Raw genomic sequence first — 22523 nt, 5'->3', positions numbered from 1 at the left:
GGCGCGCGGTGGACAACCGGGTGGCCGAGCGGGTGATACTGGCCCATGCGTGCGATCTGGAAGGGCGCGGTCTCCTTCGGGCTGGTCAGCGTGCCCGTCAAGCTCTACTCCGCGACCGAGAGCCACGACGTGGCCTTCCGCCAGGTGCACGAGAGCGACGGCGGCCGCATCAAGTACCAACGGGTCTGCTCGATCGACGGCGAGGAGGTCCCCTACTCCGAGATCGCCAAGGGCTACGAGACCGAGGACGGCGAGATGGTCATCCTCACCGACGACGACATGGCCGCGCTGCCGTCGACGTCGTCGCGCGAGATCGCGGTCGAGAAGTTCGTGCCCAGCGACCAGATCGACCCGATGCTGTTCGAGAAGTCCTACTACCTCGAGCCCGAGAAGACCGGCGCCAAGCCCTACGCGCTGCTGCGCCAGGCCCTCCTCGACGCCGACCGGATGGCCGTGGTCACCGTCGCGCTGCGCCAGCGCACGACGGTCGCGGTGCTGCGCGTGCGCGACGACGTCATCGTGCTGCAGACGATGATGTGGCCCGACGAGATCCGCACCCCCGACTTCCAGGTCGAGACCGGCGAGGTCAAGGACTCCGAGGTCAAGATGGCCACGATGCTCGTCGAGACCCTGGCCGGCGACTTCGACGCCAGCGAGTACGAGGACGACTACGCCGACGCGGTCAAGGACCTGGTGCAGACCAAGATCGAGGGCGGCGAGATCAAGCGGACCCCGACCTCGACCAAGACCGGTGGCGAGGTCGTCGACCTGCTCGCCGCGCTGCAGCGCTCGGTGGCCGCGGCCCGGACCGCCCGCGGCGAGACCGTGCCCGACGAGGCCGAGCCCGACGACGACACCGATGCCGACACCGTCGAGGACGCGCCCGCCGCGAAGGCCCCGGCCCGGAAGACGGCGGCGAAGAAGGCTCCTGCGAAGAAGGCCGCCAAGAAGGCCCCGGCGAAGAAGTCGACCACCAAGAAGACCGCCGCCAAGAAGGCCTCCTAGGAGCCCGACCGGTCGAGCCGGTGCATCACGAAGTCGGCCAGGCGCGGCGTGACCAGGTTGAGCACGTCGCCGGCTCGTCCGGCCGCGACGTTGAACGAGACCGGCCGGTCCTCGAGCGCCCGCAGCACCCGGGCCGCGGCCTGGTCGGCGGTCAGTGACGGCCATCGGCGGTAGTGCTCGACGGTGGTCTCGACCATCGGGGTGTGCACCAGGCCGAAGCGCATGTTGGTGAAGGTGACGTTGTCGTCCCAGGTCTCACGCGCCGCGACCCGGGCCCAGGTGTCGAGCGCCGACTTGGAGGCGAGGTAGGCCGCGAACCTGGGCGCCTTGAGCTGCACGCCCCACGACACGATGTTGACGACGTGGCCGAAGCGCTGCTCCCTCATCGCGGGCAGCAGCCCCATCGTGAGCCGGACCGGCCCGAAGTAGTTGATGGCCATGGTCCGCTCGAAGTCGTGGAACCGGTCGTGGCTGGCCGCCAACGACCGCCGGATCGAGCGGCCCGCGTTGTTGACCAGGTAGTCGACCGACCCGTGGTCGGCCAGCACCCGCGCCACCAGCGCGTCGACGGCGTCGCCGTCGGTGAGGTCGCAGGGGTACGCCGCGGCACGCCCGCCGGCGGCGACGAGCTCGTCGGCGAGCGCGGCGATCGTCTCGGCGCGGCGCGCGACCAGCAGCGTCGTCGCTCCGTGCGCGGCGACCAGACGGGCCGTCGCCGCGCCGATGCCCGAGGACGCCCCGGTGACCAGGACCACCCGGTCCTGCAGCGGGCTCGCCGCGCCCGGGCGGAGCAGACGGCGGCAGACGGCGCGAGGGGTCTGGAGGAGGAGGCTCACGTGACGATGATGTCGGTCGTGGCTGTCGGTCGTGGGTGGCAGGGTGGAGCCATGACCGGCCGCACCCCCCGCGCTCCCCGACCGGCGGGCTGGGGCGTGGCGTCGGCGACCACGATCGGCTCCTTCCACGTGGCCACGCACCTGCCCCACCAGGACTCCGTGCGCACCTGGGCGGCCCCCGACGGCAGCGCGGCGGTCGTCGTCGTCGCCGACGGCCACGGCCACCACGCCCACTTCCGCAGCGATGTCGGCGCCGACCTCGCGACCGCGCTCACCCTCGACGCGCTGACGGCCGCGCTCGAGGGCGCGGGCGAGGTCGACCCGGCCGCCGTCGCGGTCGACGCGGTGTCGGCCTGGCGCCGGGCGGTCCTCGAGCACGTCGCCGCTCACCCCTTGCGCTCCGACGAGGCCCGTCGCGGCCCCCTCGTGCCCTACGGCACGACCCTGGTCGCGCTCGCGGTCTCCGACGACCGTCTGGTCGCCCTCCAGGTCGGCGACGGCGACACCGTGGTGGTGCGGGCGTCGGGTCGGGCGTGGCGGCCGCTGCCCGACGACCCCGACGGCGACGGGGTCCGCACCGCGTCGTTGTGCCAGCCCGACCCGATGTCGTCGCTGCGCACCGCGACCGTCGACCTGGCTGCCGACGCCGCCGACCAGGACGACCCGGTGGTCCTGGCCATGGTCTGCACCGACGGCTTCGGCAAGGCCCGCGCCGACCCCGACACGTGGTGGTCCACGACGGCTCGCGACCTCGCCGCGACCGTGCGCGACGGCGGGCTCGACGCCCTGCGGGCGCGGCTGCCGGCCGACGTAGGCGACCCCGCGCAGGTGGGCGGTGACGACACCTCGATCGCCGTGGTGGCCGCCACTAGCTAGCTAGCGGTCCCACCAGCGGGCGAGCCGGTCGTAGCTGCCCTGCGCGAGGAAGGCCTCGGCGTAGCACAGGCACGACGAGTCGTCCCAGTAGCGCGCCACGGTGCCGTCGCCGGTCGTGTACTCGTAGAGCGCCCCGACCGGGGCGCCGCCCTTGGCCCGGTTCCAGTCGCGCAGGGTGCGCTTGTCGGCGATCGCGCTGGCCACCACGAGGGTGCGATAGGCCTCGAGGTCGGCCTTGGTGCGGAAGCGCCCCACGAACACCTCGACCGGGCCCTTGACGTCGCAGTAGCTCTCCTGCGCGGCTCCGGGGTTGACGGTGACGGTCCGCAGGCAGTCGTCGGGCTTCACCCAGCGCCGGGTGAAGGCGACCAGCTGCTTGTCGGTCAGGCTGGTCGGGTAGGGCCGCACGGGCCCGGTGGCGTCGTACGCCGTGGAGAGGACCGACAGGTCGGTGCCGGCGTCGGCCAGGTAGACGGCCGACTGCCGGGCGCGCTGGTCGTCCCAGTACAGGTAGGTCCGGCCGCGTCCTGCGCCCTTGGTCTGGGCGCCCTTCGAGCCGCCCTTCCCCTTCGGCCCCTTCGCCGACGCCCTCGTCGGCGCGGCCGGGTCCTGGAAGGCCATCATCACGCGCGTGCGGCTGGCGTCGAGGACGCCGCCGGGCCGGTCGGTGACCGCCTCGGCCCGGCGGGCGAGGAGGTCGGTGGCCCGGGTGTAGGTGACGAGCTCGAGGGTGCCGGACGGCACGTCGCAGCGCACCCGCTCGTCCTGGCCCCGGCGTGCCTTGGCCGTCCGGCAGCGGTCGGTGCCGGTCGTGACGGAGGCGGCGAGGCTCTCGTAGCGCAGGTCGATCGACGCCGGGCTCATCGGGTCGTCGAGCGGGTCGGGCTCCTCGGTGGCGTCCGCGGGGGCCGACGACGACACGGTGCCGCCGGGCGCGACGACCGAGGGCTGACCGGCGGTCGGACCGGCGTCGGCCGGGTCGGTGCCGTCGTCACGCAGCAGCAGGTAGCCGACCACGGCCAGCACCAGGACCAGCCCGGCCGCAGCGGCCACGAGGAGCAGGATCCGCGGGCCGTCGTCGGGGTCGAGCTCGGCACGTCGCGACCCGATCGGTGCGCTCACCGTGCGGGGGCCAGGACGAGGTCGGAGGCCCCGGCGGGGTGGCGCGTGTCGCGGCGGGTCTCGGGCAGCGGTCGGACGACCTCACGGTCAGCGATCCCTCGCACCGACGCCACCTCCTCCGCTTCCACCTGGTCTTCGATCATGCCACGTCGAGGTCCCCCTCGCGTGCCCCGCCGACGGGTCCGTGGCCGGCTCGGTGGTGTAGCGCCCCGATCGGTGGGGAAGGACCGACCACACACTCGAAGGGAGCTGACCGATGACGATGCAGATGATGCACGAGGCGTTCGGACGCGGCCGCGCCGACGTGGTGGAGGCCAGCCAGGCGCTGGAGGAGACCAGGCGCACGATCGACCGGCGGGTGTCGGGATTCCTCGGCTCGGGCTGGACCGGTGCCGCGGCCGAGGCGTTCGCCGACGCGTGGGAGCAGTGGCTGGCCGGCGCTGCCGACGTCAAGGAGGGACTGGACGCGATGTCGGCGCTCCTCGAGGCCACCCAGCGTGACTGGGCACACCAGGACGAGGCGTCGCAGCAGCGGCTCGACGTGGTGTCGGCCAAGATCGTCGACCGGCTCGGCTGATGGGCGACCCCGGCACGTTCTCCGTCGACCGCGCCGAGCTCGACGCGGTGATCACCGACCTGCAGCAGTGCGAGGCCGACCTCGAGCGCATCACCACCGACCTCGAACGGCGGATGGCGGTCCTGCACGAGACCTGGGAGGGCCTGTCGGCCCAGGCCCAGCGCGCGGCGCACCAGGAGTGGGAGAAGGGCATGCGCGCCATGCACGCGGCGCTCACGACGATGCGCCGGGCCGCGCGCACCGCTCACGACAACTACACGGCCGCGGTCGACGCCAACGTCTCGATGTGGGAGCGGGTGCAGTGAACCAGGCCATCGACGTGACCGGTGGTTCCTACGACTCCGCCGCCGCGGCCTTCGTCGGCGGCAATCAGCTGGCGGCGCTGTTCTACAACGGCCTGACCCGCGACCTGTCCGGGTACGGCGCCATGGCGGGCGACGACGCGACCTCCACCGAGTTCAGCGCGCAGTACGACACCGCCGCGCGCGACGCCGTGGCCGCGTTCAACGACCTCGTCGACTCCTTCGCCACCCTCGCCAGGCTCACCGCCGCCTCGATCGACAACCACCGCCACGCCAACACGGCCTCGGTCTTCAACCGGCCGCCGCCGGTCTACACCGGCGCGACCGCCCTGGGCGACGGACCCGTCGACGTGGCGACGAGCACGCCGCCGAGCAGCCTGGGTGGTGACAACGACGACTTCCCGGAGTTCTGGAACCTCGTCGTCGACCACCTGCAGGGCTTCGCGTGGCCCAACGCCGACACCGACCGGCTGCGCGAGGCGGGGTCGCGCTGGAGGTCGGCCGCCGGCGACCTACGGCGGCTGCCGTCGTACTGCGACACCGCGATCAGCCACCTCGAGTCACAGCGGTCGCCCGAGGTCCCGCTGGCGGTCAACGCGGCCGGCGACGTCAAGCTCGCGGCCGGCGACCTGGCGGAGGTCTGTGACTCGCTCGCCGACGCGTGCGAGCAGTACGCCAGCACCGTCGACGAGCACCGCGACATCATCAAGGGCATCATGCGCGACCTGGCCATCGAGGCCGGCATCAGCGTCGGTGTGGGCGTCGTGGTCGGCTTCTTCACCTTCGGCGGTGGGGCGGCGGCCGGCACCGCGATCGCGGGCACCCGCGCGGTCAGGGCCGCCATGAAGATCCTCGACGCGCTCAACGACCTGCGCCGCCTGGCCAAGGCCCGCGCCGTGCTCAAGCTCGAGTCCGTCGTGACCAAGGTGCCGGGCCTGCGCACGGTCCTGGCGCGCTTCAAGCGCGCCAAGGACCTCGACGAGGCGGCCGCGGTGCGCAAGGTCGACGACCTCGACGACTGGCGCAACCTGCCGCCCAAGATCGACCACACCTGGGACGAGGTCGTGAAGTACAAGAAGGGCGACAACACGCCCCTTGAACACATCAAGGAAGGGCACTGGCCCGACGCCAACACCCCCGGCAAGAGCCACTTCCACGAGGGGATCACCGAGGAGCAGCTCAAGGACTACGTCGGCGAGGCCCTGCGCAAGGGCGACATCGACCCCCACGACCCCGGCAAGATCACCTACGACCTGGGCCGCACCATCGGCACCGACCCCCAGGGCAACCCGGTCAGCACGATCACCGTCTACGTGCGCAATGGTGTCGTCAACACCGCGTTCCCGAGCCCGTGAGAGGACACCCCCGATGAGCCAGGACTGGACCGAACGACTGTTCCGCGACGAGGGAGCCCCCGGGGCCAGGGTCATCCTCGACGCGGTCGCTTCTCCCGGGCCCGACCCGCTCGAGCTCGACCTCAACGTGTGGATCGTGACCGTCGACCGCGCGGCCGGCACGGTGCACGTCGAGCACTCCTTCGACCCCGACGAGGGCGACCTCAGCCTCGACGACCTCGTCACCGGCCTGGGGTCGAGGTTGGCGGACCCGTCGTGAGAGAGGCCCCGCGCGACTCGATCCGCGACTTCGCCGGCGACGACGCCGGCGCGAGGGTCCTGCGCGACGGCCTCGGCCAGCTCGCCCGCCACTACGCGGGCACGCCCTTGGGCGAGCGGATCACCGACGTCCTCATCGGTCGCACCGACATGCGTGACCTGGCCGGCGACCCCGAGCTCGTCTCGCTGACCACGGGGTTCACCCGGCAGTTCGCCGAGCAGTGGGACCGGATGGACCCCGACGAGCGGGCCGACCTCGTACGCCGCGGGGACGTCGTGCTGGCCGACCTCGAGCCGGAGCCCGACCGGTCCCGCTGACCCCCACCTTCCCCGCCGTCCCGCGGCAGGTCGGGCCGTCAGGCCAACGACTCGAGCCAGGCCTGGTGGAGGTCGGAGAAGTGGCCCTGCCCGCTGCCGACGAGCTCGTCGGGGGTGCCGTCCTCGACGATCTCGCCGTGCGCCATCACGAGCACCCGGTCGGCGATCTCGACCGTAGAGAGGCGGTGGGCGATGATCACCGCGGTGCGTCCGGCCAGCACCGTGCGCAGCGCACGCTGGACCAGCCGCTCCGACGGCACGTCGAGCGACGACGTCGCCTCGTCGAGGATGAGCACGGCCGGGTCGGCCAGGAACGCCCGGGCGAAGGCGATGAGCTGGCGCTGCCCGGCACTGAGCCGTCCGCCCCGGTTGGCGACCTGCGTGTCGTAGCCCTGGGGCAGCGCCATGATCAGGTCGTGGGCGCCCAGGGCGCGCGCCGCGGCCTCGACGTCGGCCTGGCTGGCCCCGGGCCGGCCGAACCGGATGTTGTCGGCGACGCTGCCGGTGAACAGGTAGTTCTCCTGGGTCACCATCACCACCGACGAGCGCAGGTCGTCGGAGGTCAGGTCGCGCAGGTCGACGCCGTCGAGCAGGATGCGGCCACCGGTCGGGTCGTAGAACCGGGTGCAGAGCTTGGCCAGGGTCGTCTTGCCGGCACCGGTGGTGCCGACGAGGGCGACGGTCTGGCCGGCGGGGACGGTGAGGTCGAGGCCGGGCAGGACGTCGCGGTCGTCGAGGTAGCCGAAGCGCACGTGGTCGAAGGTCAGGGTGCCGCCGCCGGCACCGAGCGGCACGGGCACGGTCGGCTCGGGCACCGTGGGCTCCTCACGAAGCACGTCGGCGAGCTTGTCGAGCGCGGCCGAGGCCGACTGGAAGGTGTTGAGGAACTGCGAGATCTCCATCATCGGCTCGAAGAAACGGCGCAGGTAGAGCAGGAACGCCGCCAGCACCCCGACGGTGATCTCGCCGTCGTGGGCCAGGTAGGCGCCGTAGACCAGGGTCACGGCGATGGTGACGTTGCCGATGAGCTTGATGCCGGGCATGAACCAGGCGACCAGACGGAACGCGACCAGGTTGGCCTTGCGGTTGTCGTCGTTGAGCTCGTCGAAGATCTCGAGGTCGCGCGGCTCGCGGCGGAAGGCCTGGACCGCGCGGATGCCGCCCATGGTCTCGACGAAGTGGACGATCAGCAGCGCGACCTTCTCGCGCGAGACCCGGTAGGCCTTGGCCGACGACCGGCGGAACCACGCCGTCACCCAGAACAGGAACGGACCCGAGACCAGCGCGACCAGGCCCAGCTTGACGTCGAGGAACATCAGGATGACGGCGGTGCCGACGAGGGTGAGGAACGCCGTGACCAGTCCGTCGAACCCGGTCTCGAGCATCTCGTAGATGGCGTCGATGTCGGAGGTCTGCCGCGAGATCACGCGACCTGAGGTGTAGTCGTCGTGGAACGCCGGGCTGAGCCGCTGGAAGTGGCGGAAGACGCGCCGACGCAGCTGGTAGAGGAGGTCCTGGCCGATGCGGCCCGACCGCAGCAGGAACAACTGGCGGGTCAGTGCCTGCACGACCGTCGCGCCGAGCACCAGGGCGACCACCGTCAGCAGGGGGCCGAGGTCGTCACGCTCGCGGATCGGCGGGATGCCGGAGTCGATGCCGACGCTCACGAGGTAGGGGATCGCCAGGCGGGCGACGTTCTCGACGACGACGACGCCGACCAGCAGCCAGATCGCACGCTTGTAGGGACGCAGGATCTCGTCGAGCAGCTGGCGCGACCCACCGGTGAAGGTGACCCGGTCGGCGGTGTGGATCTCGTCGGCGTCGTTCTTGCCGACCCCGCGCCACGACTTGTCGAGCGGGCGCTCCTGGGTGGTCGTCATGCCGACACCGCCTCGCGCAGCTCGGCGTCGGCCGAGAGCAGCTCGCGGTAGGCCGGGACCGTGGCGAGCAGCTCGCTGTGGTCGCCGACGTGGGTGATCGTGCCGTCCTGGAGCAGCGCCACCCGGTCGGCGAGCAGCACGGTCGAGGCGCGGTGGGCCACGACCAGGCCGGTGGTGGCCGACAGCACGCTGCGCAGGGCGTCCTCGACGAGCTTCTCGGTGTGGACGTCGAGCGCGGACAGCGTGTCGTCGAGCACGAGCACCTGGGGCCGGGCGAGCACGGCCCGGGCGAGGGCGAGGCGCTGGCGCTGGCCGCCCGAGAGCGCCATCCCCTGCTCGCCGATGCGGGTGTCGAGGCCCCACGGTAGGTCGCGGACGAAGCCGGCCTGGGCGACGTCGAGCGCCTCCTCGACCTCGGCGTCGCTGGCCGGGTCGACGGCGGGGCTGCGGCCCAGGGTGAGGTTCTCGCGCGCGCTCATCGAGAACAGGGTGGGCTCCTCGAAGGCGGTGGCCACCAGGGAGCGCAGGTGGTGCAGGTCGAGGTCGCGCACGTCGACGCCGTCGAGGGTCACCCGGCCGCCGGTGACGTCCTGGAGCCGCGGGACCAGCGAGGTGAGCGCGGTCTTGCCCGACCCGGTGGCGCCGACCAGGGCGACGGTCTCGCCGGGGCGCAGGTCGAGCACGATGTCGCGCAGCACGAGCTCGTCGGGCGCGTCGGGGAAGGCGAAGTCGACGTGCTCGAAGCGCAGGTGGCCGCGCGGCTCCGGGATGGTGACGGTGCCCCCGACGATCGCGGGCTCGGTGTCGAGGACCTCGAGGATGCGCGCGGCGGCACTCATCGCCTCCTGCGCCATCGCGAGGATCACGCCGAGGGCCGAGACCGGCCAGACCAGCGAGAGCAGCAGCGTCAGGAACGCGACGAGCTCGCCGGGGGTGAGCGCGCCCTGGCCGACGCCGATGGCGCCGAGGAGCAGCACCACGCACACGGCCAGGTTGGGGATGACCTCGAGGAAGGTCCAGAAGCGGGAGGAGAGCCGGACCTTGTCCATGCTGAGCTCGTGGAGCTCGCGGGCGCCGGTCTCGTACTGCGCGGCGACGTGCTCGCTGCGGCCGAAGGCCTTGATGACCCGGATGCCGATGGCCCCCTCCTCGGAGAGGGTGGCCAGGTCGCCCTGCTTGTCCTGCACGCGGCGCGACATCACGACGTAGCGCTTCTCGAAGCGGGCGCACAGCCAGATGATCGGCACGGCCGTGGCCGCGACGACCAGGCCGAGCGGCCAGTACATCGCGAGCAGCACGGCACAGACCGTGATGACCTGGACGACGTTGACCACGAGGAAGATCAGGCCGAAGCCGAGGAACCGTCGGATGGAGCTGAGGTCCTGGATGGCCCGCGACAGCAGCTGGCCGGCCGGCCACCGGCTGTGGAACGACATCGGCAGCGCCTGGAGGTGGCGGTAGAGGTCGTGGCGCATGGTGTTCTCCATCGCCAGGACCGCCGTGCTCTGCACCCAGCGGCGCAGCCAGATGAGTACCGCTTCGACGAGGCCGAACGCGAGGGCCAGCAGGCCCAGCGGCAGCACCGGGGCCAGCTCGCCGTCGGCGATCGGGCCGTCGATGACGGCCTTGGTGACCAGCGGGATCGCGATCGAGGTGCCGACGACAGCCAGCGAGGTGACCAGCATCGTCACCACCGAGAGCAGGTGCGGGCGCAGGTAGCCGCGGATGCGCCAGATCGAGTGCACGCCCGCGGGGGGCGCCACGTCGGGGTCGGGTCCGAGATCAGTTGCCATCGGCAACGATCCTAGGTGTCGACACCGACATCGGCGAACGACTAAGGCACCTCAGAGGGTGGTCTGCTACCTCAGATGTGACGGTCGTCCCCACCGTGCCACCACGCCGGATGGCCGACGGGCACGATGACGGCCGACCGACCGCCTCAGGTAAGAAGTCCGCGCACCACCCGCAGCCCGACCGACATCCGCGCCAGGTCGGCCTGCTCGTCGGACACGAGCTGGGTCAGGGTCTCGGCGGCACGGGCGACGACGACGGCGTCGCCGTCCTCCCAGGCCGCGATCCGGGCGGGGGCGGAGTCGTCGGGCGAGGTGGCGGCCAGCACCTGGGCGGTCAGCTGGGCGTGCACCGCGTGCAGGTCGTCGCGCAGCGCTGCGCGCGCCATCGTCTGCCACTGGTCGGCGCGCGGCAGCGTGAGGATCTGCTGGCTCAGGCCCGACAGGCCGAGCCGCTCACCGAGCGCGAAGTAGACACGCGCCACGTCGGCCACCTCCAGGCCCTCACGACCGGCGATCTCGACGACGTTGAGCAGCACGTACGCCGTCGGCAGCGCGGCCACCCGCGCCGCGAGGTCGTCGGGCACGTGGTTGGTGACGAGCTGGTCGCGTCGCTTCTCGTAGGCCGCCAGCTCGCGTCCGACCATCAGGTCGGGCAGCTGGGTGATCGCCTGCTGCACGGGGCCCGCGAACTGGTCGACCAGGCCCTGGCTGTCGAGCGGCGGGCGCCGGTTGGTCACCAGCCAGCGCGAGCCGCGCTCGACCAGCGTGCGCATCTCGATGCGCATGTGGGTGACCACCGCGGCGTCGATCGTGGTGTCGTGGGTGGCGAGCTCCTCGCGCAACGGCAGCGAGCCGAAGATCTCGCGGGCCACGAAGTTGGCCCGGGTCAGCTCGGCGGCGGTCGCACCGGTCTCGCCGGCGAGCCGCGGCCAGTAGGTCATCCCGGCGCCGTTGACCAGGTCGTTGACCACCTGGGTCACGATGATCTCGCGGCGCAGCGGGTGGTCGGAGATCCGGTCGGCGAACCCCTCGCGCACCTGGGTCGGGAAGTAGGCCCGCAGGTCGAGGTCGAGGTAGGGGTCGTCGGGCAGGTCGGAGGCGATGAGCTCGTTGGCGAGCACGATCTTGGTCCAGGCCAGCAGCACCGACAGCTCGGGCGTGCTGAGACCCTGGCCGCGGTCGATGCGCCGCGCGACCTGGCGGCTGGTCGGCAGGTCCTCGAGCTCGCGGTTGAGGACGCCGTCCTTCTCGAGCTTCTTCATCCACGACTCGTGCACGTGCAGCAGCGGCGCGGCGTTGGACTCGGCGTTGGCCAGGGCGAGGTTCTGCTCGTAGTTGTCGCGCAGCACCAGCGCGGCCACCTCGTCGGTCATCTCGGCCAGCACCTTGTTGCGCTGCTTCTCGGTGAGGTCGCCGGCGGCGACGACGCGGTCGAGCAGGATCTTGATGTTGACCTCGTGGTCGGAGGTGTCGACGCCGGCGGAGTTGTCGATGAAGTCGGTGTTGACCCGGCCACCGCCGCGGGCGTACTCGATGCGGCCGAGCTGGGTCAGCCCGAGGTTGCCGCCCTCCCCCACGCACCGGGCGCGCAGCTGGCCGCCGTTGACGCGGATCGCGTCGTTGGCCTTGTCGCCGACGTCGGCGTGGGACTCCTCCTCGGCCTTGACGTAGGTGCCGATGCCGCCGTTCCACAGCAGGTCGACCGGCGCGAGGAGGATCGCGCGCATCAGCTCGGCCGGCGTCATCTTGTCGGTGCCGGCGGCGATGCCGAGGGCGGCACGCATCTCGGGAGTGATCCGCACCGACTTGGCCGTGCGCGGGAAGACCCCGCCGCCGGGCGAGATCAGCGCCGCGTCGTAGTCCTGCCACGAGGAGCGGGGCAGGTCGAAGAGCCGCTTGCGCTCGGCGTACGACGTGGCCGCGTCGGGGGTGGGGTCGATGAAGATGTCGCGGTGGTCGAAGGCCGCCACGAGCCGGGTGGTCTCGGAGCACAGCAGGCCGTTGCCGAAGACGTCGCCGGACATGTCGCCGATGCCGACGCAGGTGAACTCCTGGGTCTGGCAGTCGACCCCCATCTCACGGAAGTGGCGCTGCACCGAGACCCAGGCCCCGCGGGCGGTGATGCCCATGGCCTTGTGGTCGTAGCCGACCGAGCCGCCGCTGGCGAAGGCGTCGCCGAGCCAGAAGCCGTAGTTCTTGGCCACGCCGTTGGCGATGTCGGAGAAGGTCGCGGTGCCCTTGTCGGCGGCGACCACCAGGTAGGTGTCGTCGCCGTCGTGGCGCACGACGCGCTCGGGCGGCACCGTGACGCCCTCGACCAGGTTGTCGGTGACGTCGAGCAGGCCCGAGATGAACGTCTTGTAGCAGGCGATGCCCTCGGCCAGCCACGCGTCGCGGTCGACGGCGGGGTCGGGCAGGTGCTTGGCGAAGAAGCCGCCCTTGGCCCCGACCGGGACGATCACGGTGTTCTTGACCATCTGCGCCTTGACCAGCCCGAGCACCTCGGTACGGAAGTCGTCGCGCCGGTCGCTCCAGCGCAGCCCGCCGCGCGCGACCGCGCCGAAGCGCAGGTGGACGCCCTCGACGCGCGGCGAGTAGACGAAGATCTCGAACTTCGGCCGCGGCTCGGGCAGGTCGGGGATGGCCGACGGCTCCATCTTCAGCGAGATGTAGCGGTGCGGGGTGCCGCCCTGCGCGTGCTGGAAGTAGTTGGTGCGCAGGGTCGCCTTGACGTGGGTCAGGTAGGACCGCAGGATCCGGTCGTGGTCGAGGCTGACCACGTCGTCGAGGGCGGCCTGGATGCGAGCCTCGACCTCGGCCTCGGCCTCACCGGTCGACCCCGTCGCGCTCCCCGAGCCGCCCGCGCGCCGGTCGGGGTCGAAGCGCAGGTCGAACAGCTCGAGGAGGAGCCGGGTGATCTCGACGTTGCTGCCGAGTGCGTCCTCGATGTAGTCGAGGGCGAACGGGGTGCCACCCTGCTTCATGTACTTGGCGTAGGCCCGCAGCAGCGCTGCCTGGCGCCAGGTGAGCCGCGCCCCGAGCACGAGCGCGTTGAAGCCGTCGATCTCGGTGAAGCCGTCCCAGACCGCGCGGATGGCGTCCTGGAACAGGTCGCGCGCCTCCTCGGGCAGCGTGCCGCCGTAGCGCAGGCCGAACTCGTAGATGTAGGACGGGCGCTCGAGCCCGGTGAGCCCGTAGGGCCGCTCGTCGACCACCTCGACGCCCATCGAGCTCAGCATCGGCAGGATCTGGCTCAACGACAGGGGCGGACCGATCCGGTAGAGCTTGAGACGCGCCTCGCCCGCCCCGGCGTCGAGGTCCTGGTAGAGCGAGTGGTCGATGCCCTGCTCGCCGCTGATCGCCTCGAGCCGGCCGAGGTCGACCGACGCGGTGCGCGGCGCGAAGTCCTCCTTGTAGGCCTCGGGGAACGAGTCGAGGTAGCGCCGGCCCAGGACGGCGCCGACGTCCTCGCCGTACTCGGCGATGACGGCGGTGGTGAAGTCGTCGCGCCACGACCGGGAGGCGTCGGCGAGCCGCCGCTCGAGGTCGGCGGTGTCGACGTCGGGGATCGAGTGGCCGGCGGGCTGACGGACCACGAAGTGGACCCGGGCCGTCGTCGACTCGTTGATGCGGACGTTGAACTCGACGCTGTCGGACCGGTAGCGGTCCTTGAGGATCTGCACGAACTTCTCGCGCACCCCGGTGTTGTAGCGGTCACGGGGCAGGTAGACGAGCACCGAGACGTAGCGGTCGTAGGTGTCCTTGCGGACGAACATGCGCACGGCCCGGCGCTCGCGGGCCTGCATCGCGGCCTCGGCCAGCGGGCCGAGCTCCTCGACGGGGGTGTGGAACAGGTCGTCGCGCGGGTAGGTCTCGAGGGTGTCGAGCAGCGCCTTGCCGGCGTGGCTGGCCGGGTCGAACCCGCTGCGCTGGAGCACCGCCTGGACCTTCTCGCGCACCAGCGGGATCCGCAGCAGCGACTCGGTGTAGGCGGCGCTGGAGAACAGGCCGAGGAAGCGGCGCTCGCCGGTGACCTCGCCGTCGGCCCCGAAGGTCTTGACCCCGACGTAGTCGAGGTAGGCCGGGCGGTGGACCGTCGAGCGGGAGTTGGCCTTGGCCAGCACCAGCAGCGTCTTCTCGCGGGCCTTGGCCTTGACCGCCTCGGGCAGCCGCCCGAACGACTCCGACATGACCTGGTCGGAGCGCAGGATGCCCAGGCCGGTGCCGGGCACGGCTCGCAGGACGTCGTCCTCGACGCCGTCGACCAGCGCGCGCTCCAGGGAGTACTCGCGGTAGCCGAGGAAGGTGAAGTTGCCCTCGGCCAGCCACGTGAGCAGCTCGCCGGACTGGCGCAGCTCCTCGGCGTCGAGCGGCGGCGGGTCGTCGTGCAGGCCCTGGACGATGGCCGCGACGCGCAGGTTCATCTTGTCCCAGTCCTCGACGGACTCGCGGACGTCGCGCAGCACCCGCTGGACGTCGTCGACGATCGACGCCGCGGTCGGGCCACCCAGGTCGCCGCCCCGCAGCCGGTCGACCTCGACGTGCATCCACGACTCGCGCACGGCGCCGTCGCGCGGCGGGCTCGACCCGTCGGCGACCGGAACCACCGACCGCAGCTCGCCGGTCACGTCGCGCACGACGTCGAAGCTCGGGTGCACGACGAGGTGGACGTCGCGCAGCTGGCGGCTGAGCTCCATCGTCAGGCTGTCGACGAGGAACGGCATGTCGTCGATGACGACCTCGACGACGGTGTGGCCCGCGGCGCTCCACCCGTGCTCGGCCGGGGTCGGCGTCAGGACGCGCACCTGGGCGGTGCCCTGCGGGCGGCTGCGCGCCAGCTTGTAGTGCGAGGCCAGCGCGCCGTAGACGTCGGCGTCGGAGCGGTCGAGGACGTCCTCGGGCGACACGTGCCGGAAGTAGGACTGCAGCAGGGTCGCGACCTGGTCGTGCGGCGGGCCGCCGCTGCCCTTCCCGTGCTGGGCGAGGGTCACGGCCTTCGCGAGGAGCTCGGCCTTGTCGGATTCGTGCGTCGTCGTTGACACGGGTGTCACGGTAGGACCCGGGGCAGGCAGCGACAACAGCCGGGCCGCTACCCACCGGTCACGTCACGAGAACGTCACGACACCTGACCTCGTCAGAGCCGGCTGCGGACCTCCCACAGCACGGGGTAGTACTGCAGCGGGAGCCGTCCGCGCAGGTACGCCGAGCCGCTCGACCCCCCGGTGCCCGACTTGCTGCCGATCATCCGCTCGACCATCACGACGTGCCGGGCCCGCCAGCTCGCGGCGAGCTCGTCGTGCTGGAGCAGCGCGTCGGCGAGGGCCCACACCGCGGCGTACCGGTTGCGGTCGTGGGCGGTGGTGCGCACCGACGTCGCGACCTCCTCGTCGTCCGCCGCGGGCAGGTCGTGGGCCTTGAGCACGGCGAGGAAGGCGTCCCACAAGGTCGGCTCCTCCAGCCTCCGCCGCAGCCGGTCCTGCTCGTCGGGCGTCAGGCCCCGGAACCGCTCGAGGTAGGCCGGGTCCTTGGCCCCGGACAGGAACTCGAGCTCGCGGAACTGCACGCTCTGGAACCCGCTGGCCGGCGCCAGGCGCTGGCGGAACTCCAGGAAGTCCTGCGGGGTCATGGTCTCGAGCACGTCGACCTGCTGCACCAGGACCCGCTCGATCACGTGCACCCGCGCCAGCAGGTGCTGGGCCCACCAGAGCTCGCCGCCGACCATCGCCTCCCGGGCGGCGGCGACCTCGTGCAGCAGCTGCTTGAACCACAGCTCGTAGACCTGGTGGATGGTGATGAACAGCAGCTCGTCGTGCGCCGGCGGGTCTGACTCGAGGTGCTGGGCGTCGAGCAGCACCGGCAGGCGCAGGTAGCTGCCGTAGGTCAGCTGGGCGCCCTGCTCGCCGAAGAAGACGAAGCCGTCGTCGCCGGAGTCGGTCTGGTCGTCGGTCACGAACGCCAGCCTTCCACGGACAGGCCCCGGACCCGCCGGGCATGATGGCGCCATGAAGTTCCGTCACGTGCTGACCTACGACGCCCCGCCGGCCGAGGTCTACGCCATGCTCGCCGACCCGGCGTTCCGCGAGAAGGTCTGTGCTGCGCAGGAGGTGGTCTCCCACGACCTCACCCTGACGCCCACCGGCGACGGCTTCGAGCTCGTGATGCACCAGGTCCAGAACACCGCCGGCCTGCCCGCGATCGCCAAGAAGATCGCCGGCGACACGACCGAGGTGACCCTCCAGGAGTCCTGGCGCGACCCCACCGGCGGCACCCTCGAGATCATCACCCCCGGCAAGCCCACCGGGGCCTCGGGCACCATCGCGCTGGCCGCCGACGGCGCCGGCACCACCGAGACCGTCGAGCTCGAGATCAAGGTCAAGGTGCCGCTGATCGGCGGCAAGCTCGAGTCGCTCATGGCCGACAACGTCAGGAGCGGCATGGACGTCGAGCAGACCGTCGGGGCCGCCTGGCTCGCCGGCAGCCGCTAGCCCCTCCCCTCGCTCCGCCCCCTCGCTCCGCCCTCCCGCTCCAGCCCACCCCAGTCCGAGGAGACCTCCCGCATGCCCAAGTCGATCCGCTACGAGATGGCCTACGACGCCCCGGTCGAGACGGTCGCGGCGATGCTCGCCGACCCGACCTTCCGCGAGGACGTGTGCCGCTTCCAGGGCGTCACCCAGGTCGAGGCCACCGTCGAGGTGGCCGGCGACACCAAGAAGGTCAAGGTCGACCAGATGCAGCCGACCGCCGGGGTGCCGTCGTTCGCCAAGAAGATCGTCGGCGACGAGACCAACATCGTGCAGGAGGAGAGCTGGTCGAGCCTGACCCACGCCGACATCACCGTCACGATCCCCGGCAAGCCCGGCGACATGTCCGGCACCGTCACGCTCGCGCCCACCGACGCCGGGGGCACCCTCGAGGCCGTCGACCTCACCATCAAGGTCAAGATCCCCCTGGTCGCGGGCAAGCTCGAGAGCCTCATCGGCGACCTGCTGCTCAAGGCCCTGAAGGCCGAGTACAAGGTCGGGCGCGACTACCTGGCGCGGTAGTCCTGACCCTCGCCGGCCACCTCGGGCGCCTGCTCGTTCTCCGCGGACTCCCGCTCCGCCCGCTCGTCGGCGCGCCGTCGTACGACGACCACGACGCCGAGCACGACGAACGGGCCGAACGCCAGCAGCAGCGTCAGCGCCTGCTCGACCGGGTGCATCGCGCCCAGGTGCAACGGGGTCATCACCCCTACGATTCTGCACCGGTGAGATGACTCACGGAACACCGACCGCCCCTGCCGGGGTTCTCCTCGGGTCCCACACCCGAACCACGAGGAGTCCCCGTGCCCGATCTGTACGACGAGCTGACCGTCGGAGCCTGGACGCTCCCCAACCGCATCGTCCTGGCGCCGCTCACCCGCAGCCGCGCCGACGAGAACGGCGTCCACGGCGACCTGGCCGTCGAGTACTACTCCCAGCGCGCCGGCGCCGGGCTGATCATCACCGAGGGCACCCAGCCCAGCGCGGTGGGCCAGGGCTACAGCAACACGCCCGGCCTGCACTCGCCCGAGCAGGTCGAGGGCTGGCGTCGCATCGCCGACGCCGTGCACGCCAAGGGCGGGCGCATCGTCGCCCAGCTGATGCACGCCGGCCGCGTCTCGCACCCCGACAACAAGCACGGCCTCGGCGCCGTCGCCCCGAGCGCGCTGGCCGCGCCGGGCGAGATGTTCACCGTCCAGGGCGGCATGCAGCCGCACCCCGTGCCGCGTGCGCTCGAGCTCGCCGAGATCCCGGGGGTCGTCGAGGAGTACGTCCAGGCCGCCCGCAACGCGATCGAGGCCGGTCTCGACGGTGTCGAGGTCCACGCCGCCAACGGCTACCTCATCCACCAGTTCCTCGCGCCCGGCTCCAACCAGCGCACCGACGAGTACGGCGGCTCCCCGGAGAACCGGGCCCGCTTCGCGATCGAGGTGACCCGCGCGGTCGCCGAGGCCATCGGGGCCGACCGCGTCGGCATCCGGATGTCCCCGGCCCACAACATCCAGGGCTGCACCGAGGACGACCCGGCCGACGTCGAGGCGACGTACGCCGCGCTGACCCAGGCGATCGCGCCGCTCAGCCTGGCCTACGTGAGCGTGCTGTCCGCCGACCCGCGCAGCGAGACGGTGCTGCGCATCCGCAAGGACTTCGGCGGCCCGTTCATCATCAACACCGGCTTCGGTGACGTGACGACGCGTGAGAGCGCCCAGGCGCTGCTCGACGACGACCTCGGCGACGCCGTGGCCGTAGGTCGCGCCTACATCGCCAACCCCGACCTGCCGCAGCGGTGGGCGACCGGTGCCGAGCTCAACGAGCCCGACCCCGACACCTTCTACACCCCGGGCGCCAAGGGCTACACCGACTACCCGACGCTCGCCGGCTGATCCTCTCGTCGGTCGAGGTGCGAGGAGCCCCGGCGACGAGCCTCGAGACCACCGCAGCCGACCTCCTGCCCTGGCCCCTCGGTCAGGTCGGAGTGACGCTGCGGTGGTCTCGGCCGCGCTCGACCTGCGGCTGTCCCCGGCTCGCCGACCGTGCCTCGCGGCGTGCCGTCAGCCCTGGTGCGGGTGACGGTGCTCGGTCGGCGGGACGAACGTCTCCTTGATCGAGCGCGGTGACGACCAGCGCATCAGGTTGACCGCGGCGCCGGCCTTGTCGTTCGTGCCCGACGCGCGGCCGCCGCCGAAGGGCTGCTGGCCGACGACGGCGCCGGTGGGCTTGTCGTTGATGTAGAAGTTGCCTGCGGCGAAGCGCAGGGTCTTGCGGGCCCAGGCGATCGCGGCGCGGTCCTGGCTGATCACCGCGCCGGTGAGGGCGTACGACGACACGCCCTCGAGCTGCTCCACGACCTGCTCCCAGCGCTCGTCGTCGTAGACGTGGACGGCGAGGATCGGGCCGAAGTACTCGGTGGTGAACACCTCGTCGGCCGGGTTGGTCGCGGTGATGATGGTCGGACGGACGAAGTAGCCGACCGAGTCGTCGGTCTGGCCGCCGGCGACGATCTCGAGGCCGCGCGTGCGCTTGGCGCGGGCGATCGCCGCCACGTGCTTGGCGAACGCGCGGTCGTCGATGACCGCACCCATGAAGTGCGACAGGTCGGTGACGTCGCCCATCGAGAGGTTCTCGGTGTCGGCGATCAGCTGGTCCTTGATCTTGGCCCACAGGCTCTGGGGCACGTAGGCGCGCGAGGCCGCCGAGCACTTCTGGCCCTGGTACTCGAACGCGCCGCGGATCATCGCGACCCGCAGCACGTCGGGGTCGGCCGACGGGTGGGCGACGATGAAGTCCTTGCCGCCGGTCTCGCCGACGATGCGCGGGTAGGAGCGGTAACCGCTGATGTTGGTGCCGATGGTCTGCCACAGGTGCTGGAAGGTCGGCGTCGAGCCGGTGAAGTGGATGCCGGCCAGGTCGCGGTGGGTCAGGGCCACCTTGGAGACGTCGAGGCCGTCGCCGGGGAGCATGTTGATGACGCCCGGCGGCATGCCGGCCTCCTCCAGCAGCTCCATCGTCAGCGACGCGGCGAGCTGCTGGGTGGGGCTGGGCTTCCACACCACGGTGTTGCCCATCAGCGCCGGCGCGGTCGGCAGGTTGCCGGCGATGGCGGTGAAGTTGAACGGCGTGATCGCGTAGACGAAGCCCTCGAGCGGACGGTGGTCGGTGCGGTTCCACACGCCGGGGCTGTTGGCGATCGGCTGGTCGTGCAGGATCTGCTTGGCGTAGTGGACGTTGAAGCGCCAGAAGTCGATGAGCTCGCAGGCGGCGTCGATCTCGGCCTGGAACGCCGTCTTCGACTGCCCGAGCATCGTGGCGGCGTTGAGCCGCTGGCGCCAGGGCCCGGCGAGCAGGTCGGCGGCCTTGAGGATGATCGCGCAGCGCTCGTCGAAGGACATCGCGCGCCAGTCGTGGGCGGCGTCGAGGCTCGCCTTGACCGCGGCCTCGGCGTCCTTGGTCGTGGAGTTCTTGAGCGTGCCGAGCACGTGCTGGTGGTCGTGCGGCTGCACGACCTTGATCTCCTCGCCGCCACCGTTGCGCTTGCGGCCGTTGATGTGGGCCTTGAAGGTGTGCTGGCGGCGCTCGAGCTTGTCGATCTCCGCGACCAGGGCGACCCGTTCGGGGCTGCCGGGCGCGTAGGTCAGGTTGGGCTCGTTGATGGGAGCCGGTGGGGTGGTGATCGCGTCCATGCGCCCGACCCTACTGAGGTGGGTCCGTCACGCCGAGTCGGCGGCGGGAGGGGATCAGGACAGGAGGTCGGGGACCTCTTGGGTGGCGTACCAGGCGAGGTCGTCGTCGGGGTCGGCGTCGGCCGGGCGGTCGGCGGGGTCGGCGTGGACGGCGACGACACGCTTGAGCGGCACGGGGTGCTCCGGGGAGCCGACCTCGGCGACGACCACGACCCGACGCCCGGCGCCGGACAACAGCTCGGCCGACGCGTCGGCGGCGGTCATCAGGGCGTCGTACTCGGACTCCTCGTCGTCGCCCTCGGCGACCACGACGTCGTCACCGGGCTCGAGCGTGCCCGACGCCCAGGCCTCGCGCAGGCGGTCGAGGGTGGTCGGCAGGTAGACGCGGGTCACTCGTCGCTCTTGCCCGCGCGCTTGGGGCTCCGCACCGCGGCCCGCTTGCGCCCGCGCGGGGCACGGGTGGCCGTGGTCGTGGCCAGCAGCTCGTCGAGGGCCTCGGTGATGCAGGTGCCGAGCAGGTCGGCGTCGGGGAGGGCGTCGCGGTCGGCGGTCAGGCCGTAGAACACCTTGCCGTCGTACGACGTCACGCCGATCGCCAGCGGGTGCCCCTCGTGCAGGGGCGGGACGGGGTAGGTGGCGACCATCCGCGCACCGGCGGCGTAGAGCGGCGACTGCGGGCCCGGCACGTTGGTGACGCTGAGGTGGTAGCCGCGGCGCAGCTCGTCGGAGGCGACCCGCGACCCGATCGCGTGGAAGGTCGTCGGGGCGAACCCGGCGATGCCGGCCAGGCGGTTGGCGGCGACGCTGCGACCGGTCTCGGCGTGGGCCTGGAAGGAGTAGCTGACCTGGTGCAGCCGCACCAGAGGGCTCGCCTCGCTGATCGGCAGCTCGACGAAGTGAGCAGCGATCTGGGTGCCGAGCGAGGTCGCCTCGAGCTCGTCGTCGATCACGGAGACCGGGACGACGGCGCGCAGCTGGCGCAACCCGCCGAGCGACTCGGCCCGGGTCATCAACCACGCGCGCAGCGCCCCGGTGAGGGTCGTCAGGATCACGTCGTTGACGGTGCCGCCGTGGACCTCGCGGATGCGGCGGTAGTCACCCAGCCGGGTCTCGACGGTCACGACCCTCCGGTGCTGCGAGAGCGGGCCCACCACGGGCCCGCGGCGCTTGGGACGGCGCCCGGTCAGCGCCTGGGCCACCGAGCGGGCCCGGCTGCCGGCACGGTCGGCCGTGCGCAGCGCCGACCCGGCCGCGACGCTGGCGGTCTCGACGATCGTGCGGGGCGAGGTCACCGAGTCGGCGACGGCGCCGGCGACCAGTCCGACGGCGGACGGCGCCGAGCGCGGCACCCAGTCGTCGGGGTCGAGGGTCTTGGGCTCGGGGGTCATGTCGAGCAGCAGCTGCCCCAGGTCGACGGTGTGGACGCCGTCGACCAGCGCCTGGTGGCTCTTGTAGAGCAGCGCGACGCGGTCGCCGGCGAGACCCTCGACGACGTAGATCTCCCAGAGCGGACGGTTGCGGTCGAGCCGGCGCGACACGATGCGGGACACGAGCTCGCGCAGCTGGTCGTCGGTGCCCGGGCGCGGCAGCGCGGAACGGCGTACGTGGTAGCCGAGGTCGAAGTGCTCGTCGTCGACCCACACCGGGTTGGCCAGCCCACCCGGGACCTCGAGCAGCCGCTGGCGGTAGCGCGGCACGAAGGAGATCCGGTCGGTGACCAGGGCGAGCAACCGGTCGTGGTCGAAGCCGGACTCGCCGGGCTCGAAGATCTCGACGGTCGCGTTGTGGCGTGGCGCCGTCATCGTCTCGGCCGTCAGGAAGGCCAGGTCGCGCGCCCGAAGCCGCTCACTCATGCCGTCACCTCTCCGTCCCCATCCGGTCGACGCTGACCGTCGTGCGGCCCACGTCACTCGCCGGCAGGTCGCCGTCGAGCCCCTTGGTCCACCGTGGGATTCTCGCAGAGGACGCCCCGCTGCCCGGCACCCGTCCAGCCTGTCGTC

20 protein-coding genes are annotated in these 22523 nt (G+C 71.9%); 10 read left to right on the top strand and 10 right to left on the bottom strand.

The window, feature by feature from the left end:
- The first annotated feature begins 45 nt into the window (after nt 1-45).
- On the top strand, nt 46-1005 hold the full coding sequence (ku, locus tag FZC61_RS08755; protein WP_148613750.1) for a non-homologous end joining protein Ku: 960 nt from the start codon (nt 46-48) through the stop codon (nt 1003-1005).
- On the opposite strand, the gene FZC61_RS08750 is transcribed toward ku, so the two are convergent.
- Complete coding sequence (locus FZC61_RS08750) at nt 1002-1841, bottom strand: SDR family NAD(P)-dependent oxidoreductase (RefSeq protein ID WP_246142606.1); 840 nt, start codon at nt 1839-1841, stop codon at nt 1002-1004. The two genes, ku and FZC61_RS08750, sit on opposite strands and share 4 nt — an antisense overlap.
- Before the next feature lie 51 nt (nt 1842-1892).
- On the opposite strand from FZC61_RS08750, the gene FZC61_RS08745 reads away from it, so the two are divergent.
- The gene (locus FZC61_RS08745; protein ID WP_246142605.1) at nt 1893-2717 is read left to right on the top strand and encodes a protein phosphatase 2C domain-containing protein; all 825 of its coding nucleotides are present in this window, start codon (nt 1893-1895) and stop codon (nt 2715-2717) included.
- Here FZC61_RS08745 and FZC61_RS08740 read toward each other — a convergent pair whose 3' ends face one another.
- A complete protein-coding gene (locus FZC61_RS08740) occupies nt 2718-3839 on the bottom strand; it encodes a hypothetical protein (protein ID WP_148613747.1) in 1122 nt (373 codons plus the stop codon).
- Between the two features lie 256 nt (nt 3840-4095).
- Here FZC61_RS08740 and FZC61_RS08735 point away from each other — a divergent pair, with 256 nt between their 5' ends.
- From FZC61_RS08735 to FZC61_RS08715, 5 genes are read left to right on the top strand one after another with little or no spacing between them, the layout of a single operon-like run.
- Nucleotides 4096-4416, top strand: coding sequence for a WXG100 family type VII secretion target (locus tag FZC61_RS08735; RefSeq protein WP_148613746.1), 321 nt, complete (start codon nt 4096-4098; stop codon nt 4414-4416).
- Nucleotides 4416-4721 (top strand): WXG100 family type VII secretion target, encoded by a 306-nt coding sequence (locus FZC61_RS08730; RefSeq protein WP_148613745.1) that lies wholly within the window; start codon nt 4416-4418, stop codon nt 4719-4721. Before FZC61_RS08735 ends, FZC61_RS08730 begins: the two co-directional genes overlap by 1 nt.
- Nucleotides 4718-6073: a WXG100-like domain-containing protein gene (locus FZC61_RS08725; protein WP_148613744.1), complete on the top strand. Its 1356-nt coding sequence runs from the start codon at nt 4718-4720 to the stop codon at nt 6071-6073. Before FZC61_RS08730 ends, FZC61_RS08725 begins: the two co-directional genes overlap by 4 nt.
- Nucleotides 6074-6086: 13 nt before the next feature.
- A complete protein-coding gene (locus FZC61_RS08720) occupies nt 6087-6332 on the top strand; it encodes a hypothetical protein (RefSeq protein ID WP_148613743.1) in 246 nt (81 codons plus the stop codon).
- A complete protein-coding gene (locus FZC61_RS08715) occupies nt 6329-6649 on the top strand; it encodes a hypothetical protein (RefSeq protein ID WP_148613742.1) in 321 nt (106 codons plus the stop codon). The genes FZC61_RS08720 and FZC61_RS08715 overlap by 4 nt, the downstream gene beginning before the upstream one ends.
- 38 nt (nt 6650-6687) lie before the next feature.
- Here FZC61_RS08715 and FZC61_RS08710 read toward each other — a convergent pair whose 3' ends face one another.
- From FZC61_RS08710 to FZC61_RS08695, 4 genes are all read right to left on the bottom strand, one after another.
- Entirely contained in the window at nt 6688-8529 is a 1842-nt protein-coding gene (locus tag FZC61_RS08710) for an ABC transporter ATP-binding protein (protein ID WP_148613741.1), read from the bottom strand.
- On the bottom strand, nt 8526-10322 hold the full coding sequence (locus tag FZC61_RS08705; protein WP_148613740.1) for an ABC transporter ATP-binding protein: 1797 nt from the start codon (nt 10320-10322) through the stop codon (nt 8526-8528). Before FZC61_RS08705 ends, FZC61_RS08710 begins: the two co-directional genes overlap by 4 nt.
- A gap of 146 nt (nt 10323-10468) precedes the next feature.
- Nucleotides 10469-15364, bottom strand: coding sequence for an NAD-glutamate dehydrogenase (locus FZC61_RS08700; protein WP_148613739.1), 4896 nt, complete (start codon nt 15362-15364; stop codon nt 10469-10471).
- 92 nt (nt 15365-15456) lie between these two features.
- The gene (locus FZC61_RS08695; RefSeq protein WP_246142604.1) at nt 15457-16272 is read right to left on the bottom strand and encodes a tryptophan 2,3-dioxygenase family protein; all 816 of its coding nucleotides are present in this window, start codon (nt 16270-16272) and stop codon (nt 15457-15459) included.
- A 52-nt stretch (nt 16273-16324) separates the two neighbouring features.
- On the opposite strand from FZC61_RS08695, the gene FZC61_RS08690 reads away from it, so the two are divergent.
- The gene (locus tag FZC61_RS08690) at nt 16325-16807 is read left to right on the top strand and encodes a DUF2505 domain-containing protein (RefSeq protein WP_148613737.1); all 483 of its coding nucleotides are present in this window, start codon (nt 16325-16327) and stop codon (nt 16805-16807) included.
- A 72-nt stretch (nt 16808-16879) separates the two neighbouring features.
- Nucleotides 16880-17365, top strand: coding sequence for a DUF2505 domain-containing protein (locus tag FZC61_RS08685; protein ID WP_148613736.1), 486 nt, complete (start codon nt 16880-16882; stop codon nt 17363-17365).
- Here FZC61_RS08685 and FZC61_RS08680 read toward each other — a convergent pair.
- The gene (locus FZC61_RS08680; protein ID WP_148613735.1) at nt 17350-17547 is read right to left on the bottom strand and encodes a hypothetical protein; all 198 of its coding nucleotides are present in this window, start codon (nt 17545-17547) and stop codon (nt 17350-17352) included. The genes FZC61_RS08685 and FZC61_RS08680 overlap by 16 nt on opposite strands.
- Nucleotides 17548-17646: 99 nt before the next feature.
- Between FZC61_RS08680 and FZC61_RS08675 the strand changes: the two genes are divergently transcribed.
- Entirely contained in the window at nt 17647-18726 is a 1080-nt protein-coding gene (locus FZC61_RS08675) for an alkene reductase (RefSeq protein WP_148613734.1), read from the top strand.
- Between the two features lie 168 nt (nt 18727-18894).
- Here FZC61_RS08675 and pruA read toward each other — a convergent pair whose 3' ends face one another.
- From pruA to FZC61_RS08660, 3 genes are read right to left on the bottom strand one after another with little or no spacing between them, the layout of a single operon-like run.
- Nucleotides 18895-20523, bottom strand: coding sequence for an L-glutamate gamma-semialdehyde dehydrogenase (gene pruA / locus FZC61_RS08670; RefSeq protein ID WP_148613733.1), 1629 nt, complete (start codon nt 20521-20523; stop codon nt 18895-18897).
- A 54-nt stretch (nt 20524-20577) separates the two neighbouring features.
- Nucleotides 20578-20916, bottom strand: a complete 339-nt coding sequence (locus tag FZC61_RS08665) for a DUF6912 family protein (protein WP_148613732.1) — start codon at nt 20914-20916, stop codon at nt 20578-20580.
- Nucleotides 20913-22376 carry a WS/DGAT/MGAT family O-acyltransferase gene (locus tag FZC61_RS08660; RefSeq protein WP_148613731.1) on the bottom strand — a complete coding sequence of 488 codons (1464 nt, stop codon included), beginning with the start codon at nt 22374-22376 and terminating at the stop codon, nt 20913-20915. The genes FZC61_RS08665 and FZC61_RS08660 overlap by 4 nt, the downstream gene beginning before the upstream one ends.
- Nucleotides 22377-22523 lie beyond the last annotated feature (147 nt).

Source organism: Nocardioides rubriscoriae (assembly GCF_008087085.1).
GTDB lineage: Bacteria > Actinomycetota > Actinomycetes > Propionibacteriales > Nocardioidaceae > Nocardioides > Nocardioides rubriscoriae.
The sequence above is the reverse complement of the archived record's forward strand: the minus strand, read 5'-3'. Positions and strand labels throughout refer to the sequence as shown.